This is a genomic window from Microbacterium sp. MYb66, assembly GCF_002979435.1.
Classification (GTDB): domain Bacteria; phylum Actinomycetota; class Actinomycetes; order Actinomycetales; family Microbacteriaceae; genus Microbacterium.
The window spans coordinates 113,001-130,731 of sequence record NZ_PCOV01000002.1 but is presented as its reverse complement, the minus strand read 5'-3'; the positions used below and the strand labels follow the sequence as shown (position 1 = coordinate 130,731).

Annotated in this window: 21 protein-coding genes; 4 read left to right on the top strand and 17 right to left on the bottom strand. The window is 70.6% G+C overall.

The annotated features are described in order from the left end of the window. Positions 1 to 42: 42 nt before the first annotated feature. From CQ045_RS04425 to CQ045_RS04415, 3 genes are read right to left on the bottom strand one after another with little or no spacing between them, the layout of a single operon-like run. Complete coding sequence (locus CQ045_RS04425; protein ID WP_105721486.1) at positions 43 to 852, bottom strand: flagellar motor protein MotB; 810 nt, start codon at positions 850 to 852, stop codon at positions 43 to 45. After that, the gene (locus CQ045_RS04420) at positions 849 to 1,658 is read right to left on the bottom strand and encodes a motility protein A (protein ID WP_028502277.1); all 810 of its coding nucleotides are present in this window, start codon (positions 1,656 to 1,658) and stop codon (positions 849 to 851) included. The genes CQ045_RS04425 and CQ045_RS04420 overlap by 4 nt, the downstream gene beginning before the upstream one ends. Then, on the bottom strand, positions 1,658 to 1,900 hold the full coding sequence (locus CQ045_RS04415) for a flagellar FlbD family protein (RefSeq protein ID WP_105721485.1): 243 nt from the start codon (positions 1,898 to 1,900) through the stop codon (positions 1,658 to 1,660). Before CQ045_RS04415 ends, CQ045_RS04420 begins: the two co-directional genes overlap by 1 nt. Positions 1,901 to 2,150: 250 nt before the next feature. On the opposite strand from CQ045_RS04415, the gene CQ045_RS18750 reads away from it, so the two are divergent. Beyond that, positions 2,151 to 2,783, top strand: a complete 633-nt coding sequence (locus CQ045_RS18750; RefSeq protein WP_181156443.1) for a cyclodeaminase/cyclohydrolase family protein — start codon at positions 2,151 to 2,153, stop codon at positions 2,781 to 2,783. A 4-nt stretch (positions 2,784 to 2,787) separates the two neighbouring features. Here CQ045_RS18750 and CQ045_RS04405 read toward each other — a convergent pair whose 3' ends face one another. From CQ045_RS04405 to CQ045_RS04395, 3 genes are all read right to left on the bottom strand, one after another. Then, positions 2,788 to 4,488, bottom strand: a complete 1,701-nt coding sequence (locus CQ045_RS04405) for a long-chain-fatty-acid--CoA ligase (protein WP_105721483.1) — start codon at positions 4,486 to 4,488, stop codon at positions 2,788 to 2,790. Between the two features lie 64 nt (positions 4,489 to 4,552). Further along, positions 4,553 to 4,951: a hypothetical protein gene (locus tag CQ045_RS04400; RefSeq protein WP_105721482.1), complete on the bottom strand. Its 399-nt coding sequence runs from the start codon at positions 4,949 to 4,951 to the stop codon at positions 4,553 to 4,555. A gap of 147 nt (positions 4,952 to 5,098) precedes the next feature. Next, a complete protein-coding gene (locus tag CQ045_RS04395; RefSeq protein ID WP_181156442.1) occupies positions 5,099 to 5,440 on the bottom strand; it encodes a metalloregulator ArsR/SmtB family transcription factor in 342 nt (113 codons plus the stop codon). 83 nt (positions 5,441 to 5,523) lie between these two features. On the opposite strand from CQ045_RS04395, the gene CQ045_RS04390 reads away from it, so the two are divergent. The 3 genes from CQ045_RS04390 to CQ045_RS04380 all read left to right on the top strand — a co-directional run bounded on the left by CQ045_RS04390 (position 5,524) and on the right by CQ045_RS04380 (position 8,325). Next, positions 5,524 to 6,819: an FAD-dependent oxidoreductase gene (locus tag CQ045_RS04390; protein WP_105721481.1), complete on the top strand. Its 1,296-nt coding sequence runs from the start codon at positions 5,524 to 5,526 to the stop codon at positions 6,817 to 6,819. A gap of 82 nt (positions 6,820 to 6,901) precedes the next feature. Beyond that, positions 6,902 to 7,894 carry a metalloregulator ArsR/SmtB family transcription factor gene (locus CQ045_RS04385; RefSeq protein WP_258130949.1) on the top strand — a complete coding sequence of 331 codons (993 nt, stop codon included), beginning with the start codon at positions 6,902 to 6,904 and terminating at the stop codon, positions 7,892 to 7,894. Positions 7,895 to 7,917: 23 nt separating this feature from the next. Further along, the gene (locus CQ045_RS04380) at positions 7,918 to 8,325 is read left to right on the top strand and encodes an arsenate reductase ArsC (protein ID WP_105721479.1); all 408 of its coding nucleotides are present in this window, start codon (positions 7,918 to 7,920) and stop codon (positions 8,323 to 8,325) included. 58 nt (positions 8,326 to 8,383) lie between these two features. On the opposite strand, the gene CQ045_RS04375 is transcribed toward CQ045_RS04380, so the two are convergent. Genes CQ045_RS04375 through CQ045_RS04325 form a run of 11 tightly spaced genes read right to left on the bottom strand, consistent with a single transcriptional unit; the run spans position 8,384 to position 17,413 of the window. After that, the gene (locus tag CQ045_RS04375) at positions 8,384 to 9,544 is read right to left on the bottom strand and encodes a flagellar hook protein FlgE (protein WP_105721478.1); all 1,161 of its coding nucleotides are present in this window, start codon (positions 9,542 to 9,544) and stop codon (positions 8,384 to 8,386) included. Positions 9,545 to 9,571: 27 nt separating this feature from the next. Then, entirely contained in the window at positions 9,572 to 10,015 is a 444-nt protein-coding gene (locus CQ045_RS04370) for a flagellar hook assembly protein FlgD (protein WP_105721477.1), read from the bottom strand. Positions 10,016 to 10,030: 15 nt separating this feature from the next. Then, positions 10,031 to 11,449: a flagellar hook-length control protein FliK gene (locus CQ045_RS04365; RefSeq protein ID WP_105721476.1), complete on the bottom strand. Its 1,419-nt coding sequence runs from the start codon at positions 11,447 to 11,449 to the stop codon at positions 10,031 to 10,033. Further along, the gene (locus CQ045_RS04360) at positions 11,446 to 11,868 is read right to left on the bottom strand and encodes a hypothetical protein (protein ID WP_105721475.1); all 423 of its coding nucleotides are present in this window, start codon (positions 11,866 to 11,868) and stop codon (positions 11,446 to 11,448) included. The genes CQ045_RS04365 and CQ045_RS04360 overlap by 4 nt, the downstream gene beginning before the upstream one ends. Beyond that, complete coding sequence (locus tag CQ045_RS04355; RefSeq protein WP_105721474.1) at positions 11,865 to 13,160, bottom strand: FliI/YscN family ATPase; 1,296 nt, start codon at positions 13,158 to 13,160, stop codon at positions 11,865 to 11,867. The genes CQ045_RS04360 and CQ045_RS04355 overlap by 4 nt, the downstream gene beginning before the upstream one ends. Further along, positions 13,157 to 13,762, bottom strand: coding sequence for a FliH/SctL family protein (locus tag CQ045_RS04350; protein WP_105721473.1), 606 nt, complete (start codon positions 13,760 to 13,762; stop codon positions 13,157 to 13,159). Before CQ045_RS04350 ends, CQ045_RS04355 begins: the two co-directional genes overlap by 4 nt. Further along, the gene (gene fliG / locus CQ045_RS04345; RefSeq protein WP_105721472.1) at positions 13,752 to 14,756 is read right to left on the bottom strand and encodes a flagellar motor switch protein FliG; all 1,005 of its coding nucleotides are present in this window, start codon (positions 14,754 to 14,756) and stop codon (positions 13,752 to 13,754) included. The genes CQ045_RS04350 and fliG overlap by 11 nt, the downstream gene beginning before the upstream one ends. Next, on the bottom strand, positions 14,753 to 16,378 hold the full coding sequence (fliF, locus tag CQ045_RS04340) for a flagellar basal-body MS-ring/collar protein FliF (protein ID WP_105721471.1): 1,626 nt from the start codon (positions 16,376 to 16,378) through the stop codon (positions 14,753 to 14,755). The genes fliG and fliF overlap by 4 nt, the downstream gene beginning before the upstream one ends. After that, positions 16,378 to 16,683 (bottom strand): flagellar hook-basal body complex protein FliE, encoded by a 306-nt coding sequence (gene fliE / locus CQ045_RS04335; protein WP_105721470.1) that lies wholly within the window; start codon positions 16,681 to 16,683, stop codon positions 16,378 to 16,380. Before fliE ends, fliF begins: the two co-directional genes overlap by 1 nt. Next, positions 16,683 to 17,075, bottom strand: a complete 393-nt coding sequence (locus CQ045_RS04330) for a flagellar basal body rod protein FlgC (protein WP_105721469.1) — start codon at positions 17,073 to 17,075, stop codon at positions 16,683 to 16,685. The genes fliE and CQ045_RS04330 overlap by 1 nt, the downstream gene beginning before the upstream one ends. Further along, positions 17,072 to 17,413, bottom strand: coding sequence for a flagellar basal body protein (locus CQ045_RS04325; RefSeq protein WP_105721468.1), 342 nt, complete (start codon positions 17,411 to 17,413; stop codon positions 17,072 to 17,074). Before CQ045_RS04325 ends, CQ045_RS04330 begins: the two co-directional genes overlap by 4 nt. Between the last annotated feature and the right edge of the window lie 318 nt (positions 17,414 to 17,731).

The window sequence follows — 17,731 nt, the reverse complement described above, 5'->3', positions numbered from 1 at the left end:
ACTATCGGGCGGTGAGCGGCGTGCGTTAGGTGGGAGAGCGGGTCAGGAGGACGGCTGCCCCGCCTGTGCCTCGGGGATGAGCGCGCGCACCTCCTCCGTCGCGTCGGAGAGGACGACGATGTCGACCCGTCTGTTCTGCGCCAGTGCTTCGGGGGAGTCGCCGGCCGCGACCGGTCGGGTGTCGCCGAATCCGACCGACTTCAGATGCGCGGGCGGCAGCCCCGACCCCTCGACGAGGTGGCGCAGCACCTGCGTGGAACGGCCCGAGGACAGCTCCCAGTTGGTCGGGTAGGGGGCGACCGATCCGCGCACGTCGGCGTGGCCCTCGACCGAGATCTCGTTCGGGGCGGTCACCAGCACCGAGCCCAGCGCATCCAGCACCAGGACGGCTTGGGGGCTGAGGGTGGTGCTGTTCGTGGTGAAGAACGTCTCGGCGCTCACGAGGCCGATCGTGAGACCGCGCTCGTCGATCGTGAAGGTGACGTCGGCTTCGAGCCCGTTCTCGGCCAGGACCTGCCGCAGACGCTCGCGGAGGGCGGAGAGCTCGCTGAACTCGGTCTGCGCGGCCGCCAGGTCGATGTCGGCGAAGTCCTCGCCCTTCTCGTCGACGAGCTCCGGGGGCACCACGACACCCGTGGTGACGTCGATGTCCTCCGACGGCTCCTGACCGAACCCGGTCGCGAGGGAGGCGCTGAGAGCCTCGAACTTCTCCTGGTCGACCGTCGACATCGCGAACAGCACGATGAACATGCACATCAGCACGGTCACCATGTCCATGTAGGACGCCATCCACCGCTCGTCCGGACCGCTGTGCTCCTCCTGGGGCACGCGGCGACGGGCCCGGACGCTCATGACGCCTGCTCCGTCTCCTCGGCTGCTCGGGTGCGGGCGTGACGGCCGGAGCGGGCGGAGGGGCGCTCGGACACGAGGGCGCGCAGGCGCTCTCCGACGAACTGCGGAGGGGCGCCGGCCTGGATCGCGAGCATGCCCTCCATGAGCACGGTCATGCGTTCGAGCTCGAGCTCGCCGAGACGCTGGAGGCGTCCGCCGATCGGCAGCCAGATGAAGTTGGCCGACAGCAGACCCCACAGCGTCGCCACGAATGCCGTCGCGATCATGGGACCGAGGGTGTCCGGCTTGTCGAGCTTCTCCAGCACGTGCGTGAGGGAGACGACCGTGCCGATGATGCCGACCGTGGGCGCGAAGCCGCCGAGCGTCATGTAGAAGCGTGAGGCGGTGCGGTTGCGGGCAGCGGTCGAGGTGAGCTCATCCTCCAGCAGGGTTCGCAGGTCTTCGGCGTCCGTGCCGTCGGCGATGCTCTGCAGTGCCTGGCGCAGGAACGGGTCCTTCTCGTCCTCCAGCCCCTGCTCGAGGGCGAGGAGCCCTTCGGCGCGTGCCTTCTCGGCGTAGCCGACCACCGTGTCGATCATGCTCGACGCGGTGCGGCGCTCGCCGCGGAACGCGCGGGGGAGCGACTTGACCGCATGCAGCGCATCGCGCACGGTGCCGCTCGCGATGCCGACGGCGATCGTGGCTCCGAAGACCAGCACCATCGGGGCGGGGATCAGCAGCGATCCGATGGTCGCGCCTTCGAGGTTGATCATGGCGATCAAGGCGCCGAACGCGAGGACCAGCCCGAGGATGAGGGAGGGATCCATCAGAGACCCGCCTCGGGAGTGGGGGAGTCGCCTTCGTTCGCGGCGATGAGGGCGGCGGCGCTGGCGAGCACTCCGGCCCGGAACCTGGTGATCTGCGCGATCACGTCGTCCATCGTCTCGGTGACGACGAAGGTCGCGCCGTCGACCATGATGAGCGTCGTGTCCGGCGTCGCCTGGACACGTTCGATCAGGTCGGGATTCACCGCGAACCGCGAACGGTTCAGGCGCGTGAGGACGATCATGGGCTCCATCCTGGAAAGATCCGTCCGCGTTCCGGGGAACGCGGACCCGACGGCCCGTCCTGGGCTGTCGGGGGTGACTGTCGGCCGGTCGTGGCCGTGCGTTAGCGGGCAGGCATCATCGCAGGCCGGCTACGACGTGTCCACCACTACCGATCGCCACCGTCGGTCGGAAGACTCGAGCCATGACGTTCCTCGGTTCTCACACTTCGCACCGGCAGATCGCACCTCGGCGAGCGATGGCCGTGTTCGCATGAAGGATCCCGCAGAGGTCCCGACTTCTCGCCCCATGGATGCCTGGCTCGACGCCCTCAGCCAGCCCCAGGGGTCTCCCGGCGGCGGCGCGGCTTCGGGCGTCATGCTCGGCATCGCGGCCTCGCTGATGGGCATGGTCGCCGCGTACACCCCCGAGAGCCCGACCGCGTCCGAGTGCGGCGAACGGCTGGCCCGCGAGCGATCCGACGCTCTGCGGGCGGTCGAGGCGGACGGCGTCGTGTCGGCGCGTTTCGGAGCCGCGCTGGCACTCCCCGCCGATGACCCCGAGCGTGATGAGCGCGTGCGTGAGGCTGCCGTCGACGCCGCCGACTCCGTGGCGACGCTCGGCGCGATCGGAGTCGCGCTCGTGACCGAGGCGCGAGCGCTCGCGGCAGCCGGGAATCCGCACCTCGCGGTGGACCTCGCCGTCGCCGTCGAAGCGCTCAGAGCCGGCCTCTCCGGCACCGCACTCAATCTCCGGGCGAACCTGCAGATCGCCCGCAGCCACGACGCTCCTGCCTCGAGGCTGACACCTCTCGAGGCGGACGTCACGCGGCTCTCCGACGCAGGAAGGCGTCTGGCTCAGCTCGCCGAGGAGCTCTCGTCACGCCTGGACCGACGGGTGAGCTGAGAACTCAGCGATCTGCGAGCAGCCGGTCGCGCACCTGGCGACGCAGCACCTTGCCGATGAGGGACCGGGGGAGGTCGTCGACCGCGGTGATCCGGCGCGGCACCTTGTAGGGGGTGAGCCGGGTGCGGCAGAAGTCGCGCAGCGCATCCACGTCGAGGGCTGCGCCGTCGCGGAGCACGACCGCGGCGGCGACGTCTTCTCCGCCGTGGGGCCTCGGCAGACCCACGACCGCGGCGGCGACGACATCGGGGTGCGCGACGAGCGCGTCTTCCACCTCACTGGGCGACACGTTGAATCCGCCGGTGATGATGAGCTCCTTGAGGCGGTCGACGATGCTCACGAACCCGTCGGACGAGACCTGGGCGATGTCGCCCGTCCGGAGCCAGCCGTCGGGCAGCAGAGCGTCGGCCGTCTCGCCAGGGCGCCCCCAGTACCCCTGGAAGACCTGCGGGCCGCGGATGAGGAGTTCGCCGGACTCGCCCCGCGGCACGTCGACCGTCGGGTCCGCGGGATCGACGACGCGGATCTCCGTGCTCGGGAAGGGCACGCCGACCGTGCCGGGACGACGGGTCGGGCCCATCGGATTGCCGAGTGCGACCGGTGAGGCCTCGGTCATGCCGTAGCCCTCGACCAGAAGGCCACCGGTCGCCTCCTCCCAGCGCTTCACCGTGGCGACCGGAAGGCTCATCGCTCCGGATATCGCGAAGCGGACCGTCGAGAGGTCGATGGTCCCGCGGGCGGCTGCACGAGCGAGGGCGTCGTAGATCGGCGGCACGGCGGGCAGGAAGGTCGGCGGAGTCGACCGTGCCGCTGCCGTGACCAGACCCAGGTCGAAGGCGGGGAAGAGGACGAGCCGCGCGCCGATGCTCATCGCGAAGGTCAGGCACAGGGTCATGCCGTAGGCGTGGAACAACGGCAGCACGCCGTAGAACGTCTCCTCGCCGTCGACGAGGCCCGGCACCCACGCTCGTCCCTGCATCGCGTTGGCCCTGAGGTTCGAATGCGTGAGGATGGCCCCCTTCGGGACCCCCGTCGTGCCGCTCGTGTACTGCAGGAGCGCGGTGTCGTCCAGCGTCGGGCCCGGCACCCGCCGTGAGACCCGCCGATGGTCGGCGAGGCTCTTCCAGGCGATGAGGTGCCGAGCCTTCGGGGTGCCGGTCAGCTTCGCTCGCGATTCGCGTGCCCGCGGCAGGGGGAGGCGAAGCGCGAGACGCTTCGAGAGCGGCATCGCGGCCGTGATGTCGACGCTCACGATGTGCTCGACCTTGAGGTCTGCAGGGAAGTCCGCGATCGTGTCGACGGCCTTGTCCCACACGATGGCGACGCGCGCGCCGTGATCCTCGAACTGGTGTCGCAGCTCGCGGGCGGTGTAGAGGGGGTTGTGCTCGACCACGATCGCACCGAGTCGAAGGATCGCATAGAAGGCCACGACATGCTGAGGGGAGTTGGGCAGCACCAGGGCGACGCGGTCGCCCTTGCCGACTCCGAGCCGCCGAAGACCCTCGGCCGCGCGGTCGACCTGCTCTCCGAGTTCCCGATACGTGGTGACCGCACCGAAGAAGTCCAGCGCCGGGCGCCTGCCGAACGCCTTCACACTCGCCGACAGCATCTCCGGCAGGGTCTGCGACGGTTCGTCGATCTCGGCGGGGACGCCCTCCGCATAGGAGTCGAGCCAGGGACGTGCGGCGAGCGGAGATTCAGGCATGCTTCCATCCTGCCCGCGATCGCCTGTCCGCGGACCCCACGCCCTCATCGGGCGGACCGTCGCTTCAGCCGATGAACAGGAGGACGATCGAGAGGGCGACCGCGGCCGCGCCGACGGCGGCCAAGGTGATCCCGAGTACCTGGAACGCGTGGAGGACGGGCCTTCGGGGTTCGAATCGCATCAGGCTCGGGTGCCGCTCGCTGAGGAAGGCGTCGACCGCTTCCCGACCGTGCCAGTGAGCGGACTCCTGTGGGCGGAGCGGGCGTTCCCAGAAGTCGCCCGCGGTGAACCAGCGGGCGCGCGCCCGACCGTCCTCATCCTCGACGATGACGATCTCGTGAGGCAGCCAGGAGCCGTCGTGCACCTTCACCAGGAACACGACCGCGAGCAGCGGGAGGCCGAGGCCGAGGCCGATCCACGAGAGGATCTCGGCGATGGTCCCGACCGCGTCGACCGCATTCATGCCCGGCTCCGTTCTCCCGGATACGACAGTACCGGCGGAGTCCTGGCAACTCCGATCAGCTGGGTCCGGACGGAAGGTTGTGGAAGGGGTCCTGCCGTCGTCGGTCGCCGTCGGCGCGGGTACGACGTCCTGGGCCAGGGTGAGTGCTCACACCGCGCGGAGGGCGGAGGCCGCGGCATCCATCGCGTCGCCGTTGAGGGCGAAGTAGGCCCACTTGCCGCGCTGTTCGCGCGTGACAAGACCCGCCTCCGCGAGGAGCTTCATGTGGTGGGAGACGGTGCCCTGTGAGAGGCCGACGGGTTCGGTCAGATCGCAGATGCACGCCTCCCCGCCGGCTCCCGCGGCGATGAGGGACAACAGCCTGACGCGCGTCGGATCGCCGAGCGCCTTGAACACCCGGGCGACACGTTCGGCGTCCTCGACGGACATCGAGGGAGTGATCGGCGGGACGCAGCAGGTGCGCGCTTCGATTGTCGTCGGCAGGGTCACGGGTCCATTCTCGCACGTATTGACAATCTTCGATACATCGGCGACAGTCTTCATATTGAAAGTTTTCGATCTGAGGAGATGTGATGTCCGAGCTTCCTGTCGTCGTCATCGGAGCGGGCCCGCAGGGCCTTGCGGCCGCGGCGCACCTTGTCGAACGCGGCGAGAACGTCGTCGTCGTGGAACGTGGGCACGAGCCGGCGTCGGCGATCGCGGAGTGGGGGCATGTGCGCCTGTTCTCGGCATGGCCGGAACTCACGGATGCGGCTTCTCGTCGCCTGCTCGAGCCGACGGGCTGGCGTGCACCCGCCTCGGGATATCCGACCGGCGCGGAATGGATACGCGAATACCTGGCACCCCTCGCGGATGCTCTGGGGGAGCGGGTCCGCTACGCGACCACGGTCACCGGGGTTGCACGTCAGGGCGGCGACAAGGTCGTCGACGGCGGACGCAGGAGCCGACCGTTCGTCGTCCACACCGTCGGTGCCGCGGGTGATGAGGCCCGGATCATCGCTCGCGCGGTCGTCGATGCGAGCGGCACCTGGGGGCTTCCGAACCCCGCGGGGGCGGACGGGTTCCGGGCCCTCGGCGAGACTGCGGCGGCCGATCTGATCTCGTACCGCATCCCGGCGGATGTCTCCGAACTCGCCGGCTCGCATGTCGTCGTGATCGGAGCGGGGCACTCGGCGACGCACGCCGTGCTGCGCCTGAGCGAGCTCGCCCGCCGGTCTCCGGGCACTCGCGTGACCTGGCTGCTGCGCCGAGGAAACGCCGCGAACGTGTTCGGCGGCGGAGCCGGGGATGAGCTCCCCGAGCGTGCCGCTCTCGGCTCGCGCGCGCGCAAGGTCATCGACGACGGGGTCGTGGATCTGGTGAGGGGATTCCGGGTCGCCGAGTTCCGGCAGGGCGCCGACGGCCTGACGGTCGTCGCCGAGGATGGGCGAGAGGTGCCGGCGGTCGGGCGCGTGTTCGCGCTCACGGGCTTCCGACCCGATACGGGGATGCTGCGAGAGCTGCGGATCGACCTCGATCCCGCGCTCGAAGCCGTTGCGGGCATCGCCTCCGAGATCGACCCGAACATCCATTCCTGCGGATCGGTGTCGGCGACCGGAGCGAGAGCGCTCGCGCATCCGGAGCACGCGCTCTTCATCGTGGGGGCCAAGTCGTACGGCCGGGCGCCGACCTTCCTTGCGCTGACCGGCTACGAGCAGGTGCGCAGCGTCGCCGCGCATCTCGTCGGCGATCACGACGCAGCGGCTCGCAACGAGCTCACCCTTCCGGAGACCGGGGTCTGCGGTGGTTCGGGCGGATTCGACGAGACGGCGGCCGGCTGCTGTGCAGCTCCCGCCCTCCTCCAGATCGGCGCACGGAGCGCTTCCTAGCGGTTGCCCTCTGTATTGATATTCGTCAATATAGATGCATGTGGATCCGAGGACGCAGGTCCCCCGCGGAGGGGACGCTGGCGTGAACGTCACCCGGACGATCGCAGATGACACCGGCAGCCCCGCCGGCGGCCATGCCATCGGGCGGGAGACCGCTTCCGCGGTGGCGGCCACGCTGAAGGCGCTGTCGGATCCGCTGCGGCTGCGGATGCTGTCCGCCATCGCCTCCGATCCGCGGGGAGAGTCGTGCGTCTGCGATCTCGCCGAGCTCGCCGACGTCTCGCAGCCCACGGTGTCCCATCACCTCAAGGTGCTCAAGGACGTCGACGTCCTCACCTCGGAGCGCCGGGGGACGTGGGTCTGGTACCGGATCAACCCGACCCGGCGCACCGCCGTGACGGCTCTGCTCGATTCGTTCGCGCCGGCGTCTGTCGCGCCATGGAGCGTCGACGACGAAGACGATCGGCGCCGGCCCGACTTCGACGCACGAGTGACCCGTCTGGCGGAGGAGCTCGCGGCGGAGGTCCCCGAGCTCGAGGCCGACGTCGTGCTCACGACCGTTCGGGAGTCCTACACCGCGCTCGCTCGGAATACCCGGGTGACGTCGTCGCTCGTTCCCCTCACCGAGCGCTTCGCCCGCCAGCGCCTCGCCGACCTCACCCGCGACCGCGACGCATCCGTGCCCCAGGTGCTCTTCGTCTGCGTCGCCAACGCCGGACGTTCGCAGCTCGCTGCAGCGCTGGTCGACAAGCTCGCAGCAGGCAAGGTGGTCGCGCGCTCGGCGGGGTCCGCTCCTGCCGACGTCGTCCACCCGCACGTCCGCTCGATCCTCGCCGAGATCGAAGGCGATGCGGCCGCAGAGCGCTTCCCGAAACCTCTCACCGACGACGCCGTCCGCGCGTCCGATGTCGTCATCACGATGGGCTGCGGCGACGTCTGTCCCGTGATCCCCGGCGTCCGCTACGACGACTGGGCGGTCGGAGACCCCGCCCTCGCCTCGCGCGAGGGCGTCGAAGCCATCAGCGACGACATCGCCCGACGCGTGCGCGTGCTCGTCGACGACCTTCTCTCGTGACCGACGATTCACCAGGAGCGACCATGACCGACACGCCCACCAAGCCCTCCGTCCTCTTCGTCTGCGTGCACAACGCCGGACGCTCGCAGATGGCCGCGGGATTCCTCCGCGACATCGCCGGCGACCGCATCGAGGTGCGATCCGCCGGCTCCATGCCCGCCGAGCAGATCAATCCGATCGCCGTCGAGGCCATGAGCGAACTCGGGATCGACATCACCGCTGAACAGCCCAAGGTCCTCACGACCGCGGCCGTGCAGGCGTCGGATGTCGTCATCACGATGGGCTGCGGCGACGCCTGCCCCATCTTCCCCGGCAAGCGCTACGAGGACTGGACGCTGGACGACCCGGCCGGTCAGGGGATCGACGCCGTCCGTCCGATCCGCGACGACATCCGGGCGCGCATCGAGCAGCTGGTGAGCGAACTGGTCTGACGGCAGAGAAGACAGCGGCCGCTCGTGATCTCACGAGCGGCCGCGGCGTCTCGCCGACTCAGCGCTTGAGGTTCGTCAGCTCCTGCAGCACTTCGTCGCTGGTGGTGATGATGCGGGCGTTCGCCTGGAAGCCGCGCTGAGCGACGATCAGGTTGGTGAACTCCTGCGAGAGGTCGACGTTGGACATCTCGAGTGCGCCGCTGATGATGGCGCCCATGCCCTCGGATCCCGCCTGGCCGAGTGTGGGCTGGCCGGAGTTGCCGCTGGGACGGAACTGCGAGGAGCCGGCCTTCTCGAGCCCGCCCGGGTTGACGAAGCCGGCCAGCGCGATGCGTGCGAGCACCTCGGTGTCGCCGTTGCTGAAGGTGCCGACGAGGCTGCCGTCGTTGGTCAGGGCGTACGAGCTCAGGGTGCCGGCCGGCTTGCCGTTCTGCTCCTTGATGGCGACGTCGCTGACGTCGGCGAAACCGGTGACCGCGGACAGGTCGACCGTGATCCCGCCGGACACGATGGAGGAGGCCCCGGCCTGCTTGCCGTCGGTGAACGTGAGGGACGTGGTCGTCCCTGCGGGATCGGTGACGTCCCACCCGTTGCCGGTGCGGGTGAAGGTGAGACGCAGCGAGGTGGCGGTGCCCTCGGCGTCGTAGGTCTTGATGTCGCGCACCAGCTGGTCGCCGACGGCCGCGCCGGAGGGCAGGTTGCCCGTGACGCGGGCAGTGGTGGTCGCGGTCGCGGGACTCAGCGCTCCGACCGGCAGCGTGATGTCGCCGATGCCCTGTCCGGGGACGATCGCCCCGCCCTGAGCGGTCCAGCCCTGCACGAGAGCGCCGTCGGCCGAGACCAGCTTGCCGCTCGCGTCGAACGAGAAGCCGCCGTTGCGCGTGTACAGGGTCTCGCCGCCGGAACGGACCACGAAGAACCCGTCGCCGGCGATCATGAGGTCGGTCGGCACACCGGTGGGCTGCGGCGCCCCGGAGGCGAAGTTCGTGCTGATGCCGGCGACCTGCACACCGAGACCGACCTGGGCGGGGTTCTGACCGCCGGCGGCCTGCTGCGGCATCATCGAGTTGCGCAGCAGCTGCGAGAGCGAGTCCTGGAACTGCACGGACGAGGCCTTGAAGCCCGTCGTGTTGACGTTGGCGATGTTGTTGCCCGTGACGTCGAGCATGGTCTGGTGCGAACGCAGACCCGAGATTCCGGCGAACAGAGAGCGGAGCATGGTGATGCCTTTCTGGAAGGGGGCTGGTCAGGACTGCGTGCGGGGGACGAGGGAGACGCCCGAGACGGCGTCGAGGGGGATGGATGCCTCGCCGATGGTGACGAGCGGTACGGGGCCGGCGTAGGAGACCGAGGTGACGATGCCCTTCTGCGTGACGCCCTTCTCGTCGACGTACTGCGCCTCGTGGCCGATCAGCGCGGCGGCCGTCTGCCGCATGCTGAGCGCGAAGCTCTCGGTCGACGTCGCGGTGAGCGCGGTCAGCTGCTCCATCGAGGCCAGCTGAGTGGTCTGCGAGATCATCTCGTTGGTGTTCATGGGCGAGCTGGGGTCCTGGTTGGTGAGCTGGGTCACCAGCAGCTTCAGGAACACCTCGGAGTCGAGCGTCTTCTTGCGCTCGGCCGCGGGCGTGGTGCTCCCCGTCTGCACTCCAGAGGGCGGGATGGTGCCGGAGATGGCGTCGACCGTGGTCATGTGTTTCCTCTCGGATCAGGCGAAGACTTCGATGCCGCCGTGCGGCGTGGCGAGGGGGAGAGGAGAGGGCTCCTCGGCTGCGGATGCGGGGACGGCAGGGGTGGAGCCTGCGCCGGGGCCGTCCCGGCCACCGTGGCCACCCGTGCCCGTTCCGGCGGCGGTGCCGTTCGACGGGCCGCCCGGTGCGGACCCGTTGCCGTTCGGTGAGTTCTGCGGAGTCGCCGAACCGGGGCCGTCGTCCGAGGTCGACAGCAGGAGGGAGGCGTGCGGTGCCGCGGCGGCGAGATCCCGGCGGAGGTCGACGAGGAGGGCCCGCAGCGCATCGCGGCCGAGGTCGGTCGGCGCGTGCAGCTCGATGTGGATGGCGCCGCCCGAGATGTGCGCCCGCACCGTCACCGGCCCGAGGTTCTCCGGCGACACGGTCAGGGTGAGGCTGTGATCGCCGTCCGCGGCCTGCGCGAGCGAGACGATGGGCGCCGCGATCTGGGGGAGCAGCACCGGCCGCGCGGCGGCTGCGGCGGGTGCTGCCGGGGCGAGTGCGGCTGCGGATGCGACAGCAGGGGTGCCGCCGGCGGCAGGTGGCACAGGGAGCGCCTCGCCGGACGGGGTGGCAGGCGTGGGGGCCGGGACGGATGCCGGAGCCGCGGACTCGGGCCTCCGCGCGGTCGAGTCCGCCGCAGCATCGGCGGTGGGCGCCGTCGAGGCGGTCCGTTCGGAGCGGGTCGTCGTCTCGGCGACGCCGACGGTGCTGACGCGCGGGGCCGCGGCGGTGGTCGCTTCTTCCGTCATGCCTGCCGAACCGAGTGCGCTCGCGGGAGGGAGCGTCGAGGATTCTGCCGCAGGGGCCGAGGGTGCGGCGGCGGTCGCAGAGTCGACGGCATTCGCGGTCATGCGGGGCCCGCCCTGCGGGGCGAGCGCCGGGGGGATGCGGACAGCGGTGGACGGCATGCCCGTTCCTGCCGGGGTCGAGAGCGCACTGCTCGAACCGGCGATCGCGGCGAGGTCCGCCGTGACGACGCCGGCCGCGGGAACGATGCCCGCGTCGAGTCCCCTCGTCGTCGTGGCGGCGCCAGCCGCGGCGTCCGTCGGCACGAGTATCGCTGCGGCGGACGAATCCTCCGCGGGCACGGCGACGAGCGGGTCGGCATCCACGGCAGCATCCACGTCGATGTCCACGGAGGCAGTGAGCGCGGGAGCGAGCGAGCCGAGATCCGGCGGGGCGGGGGCGAACCCGACACCCGAGGGTGCTTCCGTCGCGGTCTCCGCGGGTGCGCCGTCCGCACGCGATCCCTCCGCGGCAGGAGTGCGTGCGGCATCCTGGATCACGTCCGCGAACGCCGCGGCGCCGGGCGTGGCGTGTCGGGAGCCCGCCCCCGGTCCGGCCGGCCGCGTCCCTCGCGAGTCGAGCATGTCGACGATTCCGAGTGAGGTCATGAGGGGCCCTCCGTGCGGATGCGCGATCCGATCTCATCGAGCTCCGACTGCTCCGCGTGCAGCTCGGCCGCGCGCACCTTCACGGCATGGGCCTCGGCGAGACGGTCGAGCCCGCGCATCGCCCTCCGTGCTTCCGCGTGCTCCGTGCGTGCGCGGTCGACCGTCTGCTCCTGCAGTTCCGAGAGCGTGGTCAGGTCGGCGAGCAGGGTCCTGCCGGCCACTCTGGCGGCGGCGAGGGCGGCGAGCGAGCGGACGTCGACGGCTTCGCTTCCCGCCCCGGCGAGGTGCGCCCGGAGGGAACGGTCGCGGGCCTCGGTGTGCTGGGCGTCGATCACGGCGCGGGAGAGGCGCTGGGCGGCGGCGCGCTCCTGGATCTCGCGCACGCGCAGGAGGCCGGCCAGAGAGAAGGACCGTGTCATGAGACTCCTCCGAACGCCGCGACCAGCTCGTCCAGGCGGCGCCAGGATTCGCCGATCCCGCTCGTCTCGTCGAGCGGCTGAGTGAGGAACGCGCTGATCGCCCGTTCGTTCGCGATCGCCGCATCGATGCGGGGGTCGGCCCCCGCCTGATAGGCGCCGATGTCGATCAGGTCGTTGGCGCGGCGGCGGGCGGCGAGCACCGCGCGCAGCGTCGTCGCATGGGCCCGGCGCTCAGGACTGGTGATCTTGCCGGCCACCCGGGAGACGGATCCGAGGACGTCGATCGCGGGATGGTGTCCCGACAGCGCGAGCGCGCGATCGAGTACGACGTGGCCGTCGAGGATCGACCGGACCGTGTCCGCGATGGGTTCGTTGTGGTCGTCGCCGTCGACGAGCACGGTGTAGATGCCCGTGATGGAGCCGCGCCGGTCGGTGCCGGCCCGCTCCAGGAGCCCCGCGAGGAGGGAGAACGTCGACGGCGGGTAGCCGCGGGTGGCCGGAGGCTCGCCGGCGGACAGCCCGATCTCGCGCTGCGCCATCGCCACGCGGGTGAGGGAGTCCATCATGAGGATGGCGTGCGCCCCTTCGTCGCGGAACGCCTCGGCGATCCGCGTGGCGGTGTAGGCCGCCCGGATGCGCGCCATGGCCGGCTGGTCCGAGGTCGAGACCACGACGACCGACCGGGCGAGACCTTCCGGGCCGAGGTCGTCCTCGATGAACTCGCGCACCTCGCGGCCGCGCTCGCCGACGAGGGCGATCACGGTGACCTCGGCCTCGGTACCGCGCGCGATCATCGACAGCAGCGAGGATTTGCCCACACCGGAACCGGCGAAGAGCCCGACCCGCTGGCCGCGTCCGACGCTGACGAGGGTGTCGAGCGCTCGCACACCGAGGGGGAGCGGGGCTTCGATCCGGTCCCGCCCCATGATCGAGGGTGCGGGGTGATCGAGGCTCACGGTCGTCGCCCCGGCCAGCGGGCCCTTTCCGTCGATCGGACGCCCGAGCCCGTCGAGCACGCGCCCGAGCAGAGCGGCCCCGGTCGGCACACGCAGTGGCCCTCCGCGACCGCGCACCGGTGCCCCGACGGTGAGACCTGCGACCGGGCCGAGCGGCATGCACCGCAGACCGCCCTCGCCGATCGCCACGACCTCCGCGTCGACTCCGTCGAGCGTCACGACGTCGCCCACCGCGCCCTCGAGTCCGCGCACCTGCACGCTCAGCCCTCGCACCTGCGAGACCTCGCCCAGGCGCTCCGGTCGCACCGCCTCGCGCACCGCGCTCCACGCGTTCATGGCCCGACCTCGGCGAGAGCGCGACGAGCACGCTCGAGCGCGCTGCCGATCCGGGCGTCGATGCGGCCATGGTCGAGGATCGCGACGGCGTCGCCGCGGTCGAGCGTGTCGTCGGCGACCAGAGCGAAGGCGGCCAGCGCATCGTCCGTCCCCTCGAGCATGCGGAGATCGTCCGGGTGCAGACGCACCTCGCGGACCTCGGCGGGGTCCGCCCCCACCATCGCGCGCCGTGCGGCTGCGGCCGCCGCCGCCCCGGCATCCGTGAGCTCTCCCGCGATGATCAGCTCCGCGAGCTCGATCGCGCAGCGCAGCACCTGATCCTGCGCCGCCGCGGTCAGCTCGCGTTCCCGATCGCCCAGAGACCGCGCCGCCGCCCGGAGGGCAGCCACCGCGCTCTCCATCTCGCGCGCTGCGGCCGCGTCCCGGGCGGTCTGCTCGGCCTCGGCCGTGCGCCGGGCCGCTGCCGCCTCCGCGGACCCTGCACGGAAGCCCTCCGCATGACCCTCGGCGTAGCCGCGCAACCGCGCAGCCGCATGCTCGGCACCGATCTCGCGTCCGTCGAGACGCGGGAACCGCACCGGTGCGAAGGCGTCAGTAGACATACTCGTCCTCGTCGGCGCGCTGCACCGTGATGTCGCCGGCCGCCTCCAAGGCGCGGATGGTGCGCACGATCTCGGCTCGTGCCTCTTCGACCTGCGAGACGCGCACCGGACCGAGCGTGCGGGCCTCCTCGTCGAGGTTCTCGCGGTTTCGCTCGGATACGTTGCGGCGGATGAGGTCGGCGATCGGCTGATGCGCGCCCTTCAGCGCGAGCGCCAGGGAGCGGATGTCCATGCCGCGGAGCACTCGCTGCGTGTCGCGGTCGTCGAGCTTCACGATGTCGGCGAAGGTGAACATGCGCGAGCGGATGTCCTCCGCGAGAGCGCTGTCCCGGTCTTCGATGCTCGCCAGCAGTGCCTTCTCGACGGTGGCTCCGGAGCGGGCGATGATCTCCACCAGCGGTTCGACGCCGCCGAGCACTTCGGGGGTGTCGCGGGCCGCGAAAGTCCCGGTGCGGGACTTGAGCACGTCGGCGACGATCGCGATCGCCTCCTGCGACGCGGTCCCCATGGTCGCGATCGCGTGGGCGACGTCGGTGCGCGTCGGATCGGGCAGTGCGGCAAGCACGGCCGCTGCCCGGTCGGTGGGAAGGTGCGCGAGCACCAGGGCGACGGTCTGCGGGAGCTCGCCGTCGAGCAGCGTCGCGAGCTGGGCCGGATCGGCGGAGCCGAGAAACTCGAACGAGGAGTTCATGGATGTCGACCCGACTCGGCCGAGCACGGCGGTGGCGCGTTCCACGCCGAAGGTCGCCTCCAGCAGACCCGCGGCGATGTCACGGCCGCCGCGGGCGGGCGGCAGATGCCCGGACGCGATCCGGTGGAACTGTCCGAGCGCCTGGGCGGTGGTCGCGGCATCCAGGTTCTGCAGCTCGATGATCTCGGCGGCGACGGCCTCCGCCTCCGACTCCGAGAGGTGCTTCATCACCTCGATCGCCTGGGCGCGCTCGAGGTTCATCAGTACGACGGCCGCCGTCTGCCGGTCGGTCAGCCCGCTCATACGTGCTGCCTGTCGTCGATGAGGGTGCGCAGCAGTTCTGCCGTCCGCTTCGGATCCTGCCGCGTCAGGGAGTCGATCTCGGCGCGGCGGCGCTCGAGGCTGACCTGCGCGGGCTCGGGGTCGGGCTCCGGCTCCGGATCGGGAGTGGTCTCGAGGAACGCCAGCGGCGTCGTGGGGGCCTGATCGATCGCGGTGGTCGCCGCACCGGCGTCGAGGGCGGAGAGCGCGGGCGGCCGGTCGCCGAAGAGCTGGTCGAACTCGCCGGCAGCGCTGTTCCGCCGCCGTGAGCGCATGATGAGGGCGATGACCCCAGCCAGCAGCGGGATGGCGATGGCGGCGGCGATGATCAGCGTGTTCAGCAGGACAGACTGGCGTTCGGCGCCCTCGGCGTCCTTGGCCGCCTGGAGTGCGGCCTGAGCGGCCTCTGAGCTGGTCTGGCTGAACGAGACGAGTTCGACCGTGATGGCGTCGCCGCGCTCGGTGTCGATCCCGGCGGCGGTCTCGACCAGATCGCTCAGCTGCGCCGTGCTGAGGTCGCCGCCCGCGCCGGCGTCGACCGCGACGGAGACCGACTGGCGCAGCAGGGTCCCGGCCGGGGTCGAGGTGCTCTGGGTGCTCTTGTTGACCGCGTTGGTCTTCGACGTCTCCGTGGACTCGGAGGTCCCATCCCCCTCGGCCGACGGCACCGCGATGTTGTCGGGGCCGAGCACGCCGGCGTTCGAGCTCGAGCCGTTCTGCCTGTCCGTCCTGCTCTGCTCGGAGAGCGGGGGAGCGCCCTCGGCGGGGGTGTAGGTCTCTTCGACGCGCTCGTTGACGGAGTGGTCGATCTCGGCGACGACGGTCACGGTGGCGTTCCCCGGTCCGACGACCGTGTCGAGCATCTGCTGCACGCTCGCCGTCACCCGTGCCTCGTAGTCGCTGGCCTGCTGGTCCATGCCGCCCGTGGTTCCGACACCGGCGGCCGAGAGCGTCTGACCGCTCTGGTCCACCACAGCGACGTTCTCGGGCTTCATGCCGCTGACCGCTGCGGAGGTGAGATGCACGATGGCCTCGACCTGCTTCGGCGACAGCGTCGAGCTGCCGGACGTCTCCACGAACACGGATGCCGTGGGGTCGACGGTCTCCGAGACGAACACGCTCTCCTCGGGGATCGCGAGCTGCACCGACGCGGCGGTCACGCCCTTGATCGAGGAGATCGTGGCGGCGAGCTCGCCTTCGATGGCGCGCTTGAAGGTGACGGACTGCTGGAACTCCGAGGTCGTCACACCCATGTCGTCGAGCAGCGAGTACCCGCCGGAGCTCGAGCCGGGCAGCCCTGCGGAGGCTGCGGCGAGCCGCTGATCGTAGACGTCCTTCTCCGGGACCAGCACGGTGGCCCCGCCGTCGGCGAGCTCGTAGGGGACGGACGAGGATCGCAGCTGCTCGACGACGGCATTCGCGTCGGAGGCGCTCATCCCGGAGAACAGGGGTGTGTATGTCGGGCGGCTCAGCCAGCTGGACAGCGCGACGATGCCGAGCGCGAGCACGGCGACCCCGATGATCGCGATCGTGCGCTGCGCGAGCGAGAAGCCCGCGATCACGCGTCCGATCCGCTGGAACACGTTCGTGACGGCTTGGGGCATCAGGCTTGCATCCGCATGATCTCGTTGAACGCGTCGACGCCCTTGTTGCGCACGGCGGCGACGAGTTCGAGGGTGACGGCGGCGCGCGAGGAGGCGATCATCGCCGAGTGGATGTCGTCGAGGTCGCCGGTGACGGCGGCCACCTTGAGCGCATCGGAGTCGGACTGCAGCGATCGCAGCTCGTCGATAGCGCCGGTGACGCTGTTCGCGAAGGCGGTGTCGTCGGTCGCCTTCGCGGGTGCGGTCGCGGGCGGGGCGAGGGTGAACGTCGAGGAGATGGCTTCGATGCCGGGGAGTGAGGCCATCAGCCGCGTCCGATCTGCAGTGCCGATTCGTAGGAGTTGCGCGCGCGGTCCACGATGGCCGCGCTGGCCTGGTACCCGCGCTGGGCGAGGATGAGCTGGCTCATCTGATCGCCGAGGTCGATGTCCGGATAGCGCACGTAGCCGTCCGCGTCCGCGAGCGGGTGGTCGGGCTGATGGACGAGCCGTCCCTGCGCGCTGCCCTGCACGGTGCCTGCCACGTACACCCCGGGCGACTGGTCGCTCGTCTGGGCGAGGATGTAGCGGGCACGGAAGGCCGCACCGTTGCTCGCCGTGGCGGTGTTGATGTTGGCGATGTTGTCGCTGATGGCGTCGAGCCACTTGCGGTGCACGGTCAGGCCGGTGCCGGCGATGCCGATCGCGTCGAAGGTCATGAGGTCCTCATCGCGGTGCGCATCGACGTGAACGAGCCGTTCACGGCCTGCGTCGCGAACTGGTAGCGCAGCATCGTGTCGATGCTGGACAGGGTCTCGGTGTCGAGGTTGACGTTGTTGCCGTTCAGGCGCGTCGGCTCGAGGGAGGTGCCGACGGTCGCGCCGACCCGCCCGTCGCCCGCATCGATCGAGCGGGCGAGCGCCTCCTCGAACTGCACGCGCTTGGCGTGATAGTTCGGGGTGTTGATGTTGGCGATGTTGTCGGAGATCGCACGCTGGCGCAGCGCGAGGCCGTCGAGCGCACTCGTCAGCGCGTTGATGGTCACAGAATCGAACACGACCGCTCCCCGTGTGTGGTGGTGTGGCCGATCCCTGGCCGAGTCTTGCGAGCCATCCGTGCTCTCCCTGCTCTATCGGCAGGGTCGCGCACCGCGTTAGGGAGCGGTCTCAGCCGTCGACCGCAGGTAGCACAGCGGCGATATCTGATCGGCCCGATGCTCTTGAGACAGGTCTCTCCCCTCAGCAATATTGCGGCAATCCTCTGGCTCGTTTCGGGCCTTCTGTTGCTCACTGGATTGATCGCCAGTCTCGTGAACACGCGGCGCAGATCACGCGACTCCAGACGACGATAGGTGGTCACGGATCGTCTCGTGGGA

What these genes read in the sequence shown, in the direction of transcription:
- CQ045_RS04355 (WP_105721474.1), bottom strand. Translation starts at nt 13,160, where the DNA reads ATGAACGCGTGGAGCGCGGTGCGCGAGGCGGTGCGACCGGAGCGCCTG.
- CQ045_RS04350 (WP_105721473.1), bottom strand. Translation starts at nt 13,762, where the DNA reads ATGTCTACTGACGCCTTCGCACCGGTGCGGTTCCCGCGTCTCGACGGA.
- CQ045_RS04405 (WP_105721483.1), bottom strand. Translation starts at nt 4,488, where the DNA reads ATGCCTGAATCTCCGCTCGCCGCACGTCCCTGGCTCGACTCCTATGCG.
- CQ045_RS04390 (WP_105721481.1), top strand. Translation starts at nt 5,524, where the DNA reads ATGTCCGAGCTTCCTGTCGTCGTCATCGGAGCGGGCCCGCAGGGCCTT.
- CQ045_RS04370 (WP_105721477.1), bottom strand. Translation starts at nt 10,015, where the DNA reads ATGACCACGGTCGACGCCATCTCCGGCACCATCCCGCCCTCTGGAGTG.
- CQ045_RS18750 (WP_181156443.1), top strand. Translation starts at nt 2,151, where the DNA reads ATGAAGGATCCCGCAGAGGTCCCGACTTCTCGCCCCATGGATGCCTGG.
- CQ045_RS04375 (WP_105721478.1), bottom strand. Translation starts at nt 9,544, where the DNA reads ATGCTCCGCTCTCTGTTCGCCGGAATCTCGGGTCTGCGTTCGCACCAG.
- CQ045_RS04365 (WP_105721476.1), bottom strand. Translation starts at nt 11,449, where the DNA reads ATGACCTCACTCGGAATCGTCGACATGCTCGACTCGCGAGGGACGCGG.
- fliF (WP_105721471.1), bottom strand. Translation starts at nt 16,378, where the DNA reads ATGCCCCAAGCCGTCACGAACGTGTTCCAGCGGATCGGACGCGTGATC.
- CQ045_RS04415 (WP_105721485.1), bottom strand. Translation starts at nt 1,900, where the DNA reads ATGATCGTCCTCACGCGCCTGAACCGTTCGCGGTTCGCGGTGAATCCC.
- CQ045_RS04360 (WP_105721475.1), bottom strand. Translation starts at nt 11,868, where the DNA reads ATGACACGGTCCTTCTCTCTGGCCGGCCTCCTGCGCGTGCGCGAGATC.
- fliE (WP_105721470.1), bottom strand. Translation starts at nt 16,683, where the DNA reads ATGGCCTCACTCCCCGGCATCGAAGCCATCTCCTCGACGTTCACCCTC.
- CQ045_RS04380 (WP_105721479.1), top strand. Translation starts at nt 7,918, where the DNA reads ATGACCGACACGCCCACCAAGCCCTCCGTCCTCTTCGTCTGCGTGCAC.
- CQ045_RS04400 (WP_105721482.1), bottom strand. Translation starts at nt 4,951, where the DNA reads ATGAATGCGGTCGACGCGGTCGGGACCATCGCCGAGATCCTCTCGTGG.
- fliG (WP_105721472.1), bottom strand. Translation starts at nt 14,756, where the DNA reads ATGAGCGGGCTGACCGACCGGCAGACGGCGGCCGTCGTACTGATGAAC.
- CQ045_RS04425 (WP_105721486.1), bottom strand. Translation starts at nt 852, where the DNA reads ATGAGCGTCCGGGCCCGTCGCCGCGTGCCCCAGGAGGAGCACAGCGGT.
- CQ045_RS04330 (WP_105721469.1), bottom strand. Translation starts at nt 17,075, where the DNA reads ATGACCTTCGACGCGATCGGCATCGCCGGCACCGGCCTGACCGTGCAC.
- CQ045_RS04420 (WP_028502277.1), bottom strand. Translation starts at nt 1,658, where the DNA reads ATGGATCCCTCCCTCATCCTCGGGCTGGTCCTCGCGTTCGGCGCCTTG.